The 7408-nt window shown below is 50.8% G+C and carries 7 protein-coding genes and 1 pseudogene; all 8 read left to right on the plus strand.

The window, feature by feature from the left end; genetic code table 11:
* Positions 1 to 147 (plus strand): annotated as a pseudogene (tuf, locus tag KQJ19_RS21120) (elongation factor Tu); the annotation flags it as partial.
* Between the two features lie 230 nt (positions 148 to 377).
* Positions 378 to 761: a preprotein translocase subunit SecE gene (gene secE / locus KQJ19_RS21125; protein WP_003033128.1), complete on the plus strand. Its 384-nt coding sequence runs from the start codon at positions 378 to 380 to the stop codon at positions 759 to 761.
* A 1-nt stretch (position 762) separates the two neighbouring features.
* Complete coding sequence (gene nusG, locus KQJ19_RS21130; protein ID WP_003033125.1) at positions 763 to 1308, plus strand: transcription termination/antitermination protein NusG; 546 nt, start codon at positions 763 to 765, stop codon at positions 1306 to 1308.
* 155 nt (positions 1309 to 1463) lie between these two features.
* Positions 1464 to 1892: a 50S ribosomal protein L11 gene (gene rplK, locus KQJ19_RS21135; protein WP_003033122.1), complete on the plus strand. Its 429-nt coding sequence runs from the start codon at positions 1464 to 1466 to the stop codon at positions 1890 to 1892.
* A 3-nt stretch (positions 1893 to 1895) separates the two neighbouring features.
* Positions 1896 to 2603 (plus strand): 50S ribosomal protein L1, encoded by a 708-nt coding sequence (gene rplA / locus KQJ19_RS21140; protein WP_016155300.1) that lies wholly within the window; start codon positions 1896 to 1898, stop codon positions 2601 to 2603.
* 358 nt (positions 2604 to 2961) lie between these two features.
* On the plus strand, positions 2962 to 3459 hold the full coding sequence (gene rplJ, locus KQJ19_RS21145) for a 50S ribosomal protein L10 (RefSeq protein ID WP_005132895.1): 498 nt from the start codon (positions 2962 to 2964) through the stop codon (positions 3457 to 3459).
* Between the two features lie 66 nt (positions 3460 to 3525).
* Positions 3526 to 3891, plus strand: a complete 366-nt coding sequence (gene rplL, locus KQJ19_RS21150) for a 50S ribosomal protein L7/L12 (RefSeq protein WP_000028882.1) — start codon at positions 3526 to 3528, stop codon at positions 3889 to 3891.
* 320 nt (positions 3892 to 4211) lie between these two features.
* A partial coding sequence (rpoB, locus tag KQJ19_RS21155; protein WP_216404091.1) for a DNA-directed RNA polymerase subunit beta occupies positions 4212 to 7408 on the plus strand: 3197 nt, incomplete at its 3' end.

The following is a 7408-nucleotide window of genomic DNA, read 5'->3' on the forward strand; positions in this document are numbered from 1 at the left end:
GGCGTTGAGATGGTAATGCCGGGCGACAACATCAAAATGGTTGTTACCCTGATCCACCCAATCGCGATGGACGACGGTCTGCGTTTCGCAATCCGTGAAGGCGGCCGTACTGTTGGTGCGGGCGTTGTTGCCAAAGTAATGAGCTAATTGCCGAATAACATTTGACGCAATGCGCAATAAAAGGGCATCATTTGATGCCCTTTTTGCACGCTTTCACACCAGAACCTGGCTCATCAGTGATTTTATTTGTCATAATCATTGCTGAGACAGGCTCTGAAGAGGGCGTTTAGTCCGAAACGCACCAGAGCATTTCGGTTTGGATCGCCTCGCTTACGCGGGGTGAAAATGTTTGTAGAATACTTCTGACAGGTTGGTTTATGAGTGCGAATACCGAAGCTCAAGGAAGCGGGCGCGGCCTGGAAGCGATGAAGTGGGTTGTTGTCGCTGTATTGCTGCTTGTAGCTATCGTTGGCAACTACCTCTATCGTGACATGATGCTGCCGCTGCGTGCGCTGGCCGTAGTGATTCTGATTGCCGCAGCGGGTGGTGTCGCGCTGTTGACAACAAAAGGTAAAGCGACCGTTGCTTTTGCCCGTGAAGCGAGAACCGAAGTCCGTAAGGTCATTTGGCCAACTCGCCAGGAAACATTGCACACCACATTAATTGTGGCTGCGGTTACCGCAGTAATGTCACTGATCCTGTGGGGACTGGATGGTATTCTGGTTCGCCTGGTATCCTTTATCACTGGCCTGAGGTTCTAAGATGTCTGAAGCCCCTAAAAAGCGCTGGTACGTCGTTCAGGCGTTTTCCGGTTTTGAAGGCCGCGTAGCTACATCGCTGCGCGAATATATCAAGTTACAAAATATGGAAGAGTTGTTTGGCGAAGTCATGGTGCCGACCGAAGAAGTGGTCGAAATCCGTGGCGGCCAGCGTCGCAAGAGCGAACGTAAATTCTTCCCGGGCTATGTATTGGTCCAGATGGTGATGAATGACGCAAGCTGGCACCTGGTGCGCAGCGTGCCGCGTGTGATGGGCTTTATCGGCGGTACATCTGACCGTCCGGCGCCGATCAGCGACAAAGAAGTTGATGCGATCATGAACCGTCTGCAGCAGGTTGGCGACAAGCCGCGTCCGAAAACGATGTTTGAGCCAGGTGAAATGGTTCGCGTTAGCGACGGTCCGTTCGCTGACTTTAACGGCGTGGTTGAAGAAGTGGACTACGAGAAGTCTCGTCTGAAAGTTTCCGTATCTATCTTCGGTCGTGCGACTCCGGTTGAACTGGACTTCGCTCAGGTTGAAAAAGCCTAACACCCCGATCAAAAAAGCGACGATTTAATCGTTGCACAAGGCGCGAGATTGGAATACAATTTCGCGCCTTTTGTTTTTATGGATCCTATCCGTAAAACGAATTTAATCACGGGGAGCCTCCTTGAGGCGTTATAACCCAACTAGAGGAATTTAGAATGGCTAAGAAAGTCCAAGCCTATGTCAAGCTGCAGGTTGCAGCTGGTATGGCTAACCCGAGTCCGCCGGTAGGTCCTGCACTGGGTCAACAAGGCGTGAACATCATGGAATTCTGCAAAGCGTTCAACGCTAAAACTGATTCCATGGAAAAAGGTCTGCCAATCCCGGTTGTTATCACCGTTTACGCTGACCGTTCTTTCACTTTCGTTACCAAAACGCCTCCGGCAGCAGTTCTGCTGAAGAAAGCGGCTGGTATCAAGTCTGGTTCCGGCAAGCCGAACAAAGACAAAGTGGGTAAAATTTCCCGCGCTCAGCTGCAGGAAATCGCGCAGACCAAAGCTGCCGACATGACTGGTTCCGACATTGAAGCGATGACTCGCTCCATTGAAGGTACTGCACGTTCCATGGGCCTGGTAGTGGAGGACTAAGAAATGGCTAAACTGACCAAGCGCATGTCCGTGATCCGTGACAAAGTTGATGCTACTAAGCAGTATGACATCAACGAAGCTATCGCTCTGCTGAAAGAGCTGGCCACTGCTAAATTCGTAGAAAGCGTGGACGTTGCTGTTAACCTCGGCATCGATGCTCGTAAATCTGACCAGAACGTACGTGGTGCAACTGTACTGCCGCACGGTACTGGCCGTTCCGTTCGCGTAGCCGTATTTACCCAGGGTGCAAACGCTGAAGCTGCTAAAGCTGCAGGCGCTGAGCTGGTAGGTATGGAAGATCTGGCTGAACAGATCAAGAAAGGCGAAATGAACTTTGACGTTGTTATTGCTTCCCCGGATGCAATGCGCGTTGTTGGCCAACTGGGTCAGGTTCTGGGTCCGCGCGGCCTGATGCCAAACCCGAAAGTTGGTACTGTAACACCTAACGTTGCTGAAGCTGTTAAGAATGCTAAAGCTGGTCAGGTTCGTTACCGTAACGACAAAAACGGCATCATCCACACCACCATCGGTAAAGTGGATTTTGACGCTGACAAACTGAAAGAAAACCTGGAAGCTCTGCTGGTTGCGCTGAAAAAAGCAAAACCGACTCAGGCAAAAGGCGTGTACATCAAGAAAGTTAGCATCTCCACCACCATGGGTGCTGGCGTTGCCGTTGATCAGTCCGGTCTGACTGCGACTGTGGCGAACTAATATTCGCCTTTACGTGGGCGGTGATTTTGTCTACAATCTTACCCCCACGTATTCTGCTAATTGCAGACGTATATCTGAGATATTCAGGCTGTGGCAAGGCGGTCAACGCCACTACAGATTGAATAGCGACAGATAGAAAAGATTTGTTCGTTGGAGCCTGGCCTAATCCAGGCCTCCGTCGAAGACCGCAGGTGTTTCGTAAGAAACTTAATGCCCTGCGTAGACGGTGACAGAACGCTAAGATTATTTCTGATACTCTGGCTTGTTTCTGCTCACCGTATTTAGACGCTCTCTCCGTTGGGGGGAGTGAAGTGAGTTCCGGGACATGAGTTCCGGCAAACATCCAGGAGCAAAGCTAATGGCTTTAAATCTTCAAGACAAACAAGCGATTGTTGCTGAAGTCAGCGAAGTAGCCAAAGGCGCGCTGTCTGCAGTAGTTGCGGATTCCCGTGGCGTAACTGTAGATAAAATGACTGAACTGCGTAAAGCAGGTCGTGAAGCTGGCGTATACATGCGTGTTGTTCGTAACACCCTGCTGCGCCGCGTCGTTGAAGGTACTCAGTTCGAGTGCCTGAAAGACACGTTTGTTGGTCCGACCCTGATTGCATACTCTATGGAACACCCGGGCGCTGCTGCTCGTCTGTTCAAAGAGTTCGCGAAAGCGAATGCAAAATTTGAGGTCAAAGCCGCAGCCTTTGAAGGTGAGTTGATTACGGCATCGAATATCGATCGCCTGGCAACTCTGCCGACCTACGAAGAAGCAATTGCACGCCTGATGGCAACCATGAAAGAAGCTTCGGCTGGCAAACTGGTTCGTACTCTGGCTGCTGTACGCGATGCGAAAGAAGCTGCTTAATCGCAGTTATCTTTGTAAAGCATCTGCTTACGTATAAACTTATTCTGATTTTCAGGAACAATTTAAATGTCTATCACTAAAGATCAAATCATTGAAGCAGTATCCGCTATGTCCGTAATGGACGTTGTAGAACTGATTTCTGCAATGGAAGAAAAATTCGGTGTTTCTGCTGCTGCTGCTGTAGCTGTAGCTGCTGGCCCGGCTGAAGCTGCTGAAGAAAAAACTGAATTCGACGTAATTCTGAAAGCTGCTGGCGCTAACAAAGTTGCTGTTATCAAAGCAGTACGTGGCGCAACTGGCCTGGGTCTGAAAGAAGCTAAAGACCTGGTAGAATCTGCACCGGCTGCGCTGAAAGAAGGCGTGAGCAAAGACGACGCAGAAGCACTGAAAAAATCTCTGGAAGAAGCTGGCGCTGAAGTTGAAGTTAAATAAGCCAACTTTTCTGGTTGCAGCCTAAGAAATTAGGCTGATGGCTGGTGACTTTTTAGTCACCAGCCTTTTTGCGCTGTAAGGCGCCAGTAGCATTTCACACTGTTTGACTACTGCTGTGCCTTTCAATGCTTGTTTCTATCGACGTCTTAATATACTGCGACAGAACGTCAGTTCTGTGTAAATCGCAATGAAATGGTTTAAGCGTGATAGCAACAGGCATTGCGGAAAGTATTCGATTTTCCGGTCAACAAAATAGTGTTGCACAAACTGTCCCTTCGTCGGACAGATGGGTCGACTTGTCAGCGAGCTGAGGAACCCTAATGGTTTACTCCTATACCGAGAAAAAACGTATTCGTAAGGATTTTGGTAAACGTCCGCAAGTGTTGGACATACCTTATCTCCTTTCTATCCAGCTTGACTCGTTTCAGAAGTTCATCGAGCAAGATCCTGAAGGGCAGTATGGTCTGGAAGCAGCTTTCCGTTCCGTTTTCCCGATTCAGAGCTACAGCGGTAATTCCGAGCTGCAATACGTCAGCTACCGCCTTGGCGAACCGGTGTTTGACGTTCAGGAATGTCAGATCCGTGGCGTGACCTATTCCGCACCGCTGCGCGTAAAACTGCGCCTGGTGATCTACGAGCGCGAAGCGCCGGAAGGCACCGTAAAAGACATTAAAGAACAAGAAGTCTACATGGGCGAAATTCCGCTCATGACAGACAACGGTACCTTTGTTATCAACGGTACTGAGCGTGTTATCGTTTCTCAGCTGCACCGTAGTCCTGGCGTCTTCTTTGACTCCGACAAAGGTAAAACCCACTCTTCGGGTAAAGTGCTGTATAACGCGCGAATCATCCCTTACCGTGGTTCCTGGCTGGACTTCGAATTCGATCCGAAGGACAACCTGTTCGTACGTATTGACCGTCGCCGTAAACTGCCTGCGACCATTATTCTGCGTGCACTGAACTACACCACTGAGCAGATCCTTGACCTGTTCTTTGAGAAAGTTGTTTTCGAAATTCGTGACAACAAGCTGCAGATGGAACTGGTGCCGGAACGCCTGCGTGGTGAAACCGCCTCCTTTGACATCGAAGCTAACGGCAAAGTCTACGTCGAAAAAGGCCGTCGTATCACTGCGCGCCACATTCGCCAACTGGAAAAAGACGATATCAAACATATCGAAGTTCCGGTTGAATACATTGCTGGTAAAGTTGCGGCTAAAGACTACGTTGACGAATCTACTGGCGAGCTGATCTGCGCAGCTAACATGGAGCTGAGTCTGGATCTGCTGGCTAAGCTGAGCCAGTCTGGCCACAAGCGTATCGAAACGCTGTTCACCAACGATCTGGACCACGGTCCGTACATTTCTGAAACTGTACGCGTCGACCCAACCAACGATCGTCTGAGCGCGCTGGTAGAAATCTACCGCATGATGCGCCCTGGTGAGCCGCCGACGCGTGAAGCTGCTGAAAGCCTGTTCGAGAACCTGTTCTTCTCCGAAGACCGCTATGACCTGTCTGCGGTTGGTCGTATGAAGTTCAACCGTTCTCTGCTGCGCGACGAAATCGAAGGTTCCGGTATCCTGAGCAAAGATGACATCATCGAAGTGATGAAGAAGCTCATCGATATCCGTAACGGTAAAGGCGAAGTCGATGATATCGACCACCTCGGTAACCGTCGTATCCGTTCCGTTGGCGAAATGGCGGAAAACCAGTTCCGCGTTGGCCTGGTACGTGTTGAGCGTGCGGTGAAAGAGCGTCTGTCTCTGGGCGATCTGGATACCCTGATGCCTCAGGATATGATCAACGCTAAGCCGATTTCTGCAGCAGTGAAAGAGTTCTTTGGTTCCAGCCAGCTGTCTCAGTTTATGGACCAGAACAACCCGCTGTCTGAGATTACGCACAAACGTCGTATCTCTGCACTCGGCCCAGGCGGTTTGACCCGTGAACGCGCAGGCTTCGAAGTTCGAGACGTACACCCGACTCACTACGGTCGCGTATGTCCAATCGAAACGCCTGAAGGTCCGAACATCGGTCTGATCAACTCCTTGTCTGTATACGCACAGACTAACGAATACGGCTTCCTCGAGACTCCGTACCGTAAAGTGACCGACGGTGTTGTAACTGACGAAATTCATTACCTGTCTGCTATCGAAGAAGGCAACTACGTTATCGCTCAGGCGAACTCCAACCTGGATGACGAAGGCCACTTTGTAGAAGATCTGGTTACCTGCCGTAGCAAAGGCGAATCCAGCTTGTTTAGCCGTGACCAGGTTGACTACATGGACGTATCCACCCAGCAGGTGGTATCCGTCGGTGCGTCCCTGATCCCGTTCCTGGAACACGATGACGCCAACCGTGCATTGATGGGTGCGAACATGCAACGTCAGGCGGTTCCGACTCTGCGTGCTGATAAGCCGCTGGTTGGTACCGGTATGGAACGTGCTGTTGCCGTCGACTCCGGTGTTACCGCAGTTGCTAAACGTGGCGGTACCGTCCAGTACGTGGATGCTTCCCGTATCGTTATCAAAGTTAACGAAGACGAGATGTACCCGGGCGAAGCAGGTATCGACATTTATAACCTGACCAAATACACCCGTTCTAACCAGAATACCTGTATCAACCAGATGCCTTGCGTATCTCTGGGCGAACCGGTTGAACGTGGTGATGTGCTGGCAGACGGTCCGTCCACCGACCTCGGTGAACTGGCGCTCGGTCAGAACATGCGCGTGGCATTCATGCCATGGAATGGTTACAACTTCGAAGACTCCATCCTCGTATCTGAGCGTGTTGTCCAGGAAGACCGTTTCACCACCATCCACATTCAGGAACTGGCATGTGTGTCCCGTGACACCAAGCTGGGGCCGGAAGAGATCACCGCTGACATCCCGAACGTGGGTGAAGCTGCGCTCTCCAAACTGGATGAATCCGGTATCGTTTATATCGGCGCGGAAGTAACCGGTGGCGATATTCTGGTTGGTAAGGTAACGCCGAAAGGTGAAACCCAGCTGACGCCAGAAGAGAAGCTGCTGCGTGCTATCTTCGGTGAGAAAGCGTCTGACGTTAAAGACTCTTCTCTGCGCGTGCCAAACGGTGTTTCCGGTACGATTATCGACGTTCAGGTCTTTACTCGCGATGGCGTAGAAAAAGACAAACGTGCGCTGGAAATCGAAGAGATGCAGCTGAAGCAGGCGAAAAAAGACCTGTCTGAAGAACTGCAAATCCTCGAAGCTGGCCTGTTCAGCCGTATCTACGCTGTGCTGGTTTCCGGTGGTGTTGAAGCTGAGAAGCTCGACAAACTGCCGCGCGATCGCTGGTTAGAACTCGGCCTGACCGACGAAGAGAAACAAAATCAGCTGGAACAACTGGCTGAGCAGTACGACGAACTGAAACACGAGTTCGAGAAAAAACTCGAAGCGAAACGCCGTAAAATCACTCAGGGCGACGATCTGGCACCGGGCGTGCTGAAGATTGTTAAGGTTTATCTGGCGGTTAAACGTCGGATCCAGCCTGGTGATAAGAT

The organism is Citrobacter sp. S46_ASV_140 (assembly GCF_018919545.1).
Classification (GTDB): domain Bacteria; phylum Pseudomonadota; class Gammaproteobacteria; order Enterobacterales; family Enterobacteriaceae; genus Citrobacter; species Citrobacter braakii.

Coding starts and splice junctions, on each gene's coding strand:
- rplJ (WP_005132895.1), top strand. CDS start 2,962: ATGGCTTTAAATCTTCAAGACAAACAAGCGATTGTTGCTGAAGTCAGC.
- rplA (WP_016155300.1), top strand. CDS start 1,896: ATGGCTAAACTGACCAAGCGCATGTCCGTGATCCGTGACAAAGTTGAT.
- rplL (WP_000028882.1), top strand. CDS start 3,526: ATGTCTATCACTAAAGATCAAATCATTGAAGCAGTATCCGCTATGTCC.
- nusG (WP_003033125.1), top strand. CDS start 763: ATGTCTGAAGCCCCTAAAAAGCGCTGGTACGTCGTTCAGGCGTTTTCC.
- secE (WP_003033128.1), top strand. CDS start 378: ATGAGTGCGAATACCGAAGCTCAAGGAAGCGGGCGCGGCCTGGAAGCG.
- rplK (WP_003033122.1), top strand. CDS start 1,464: ATGGCTAAGAAAGTCCAAGCCTATGTCAAGCTGCAGGTTGCAGCTGGT.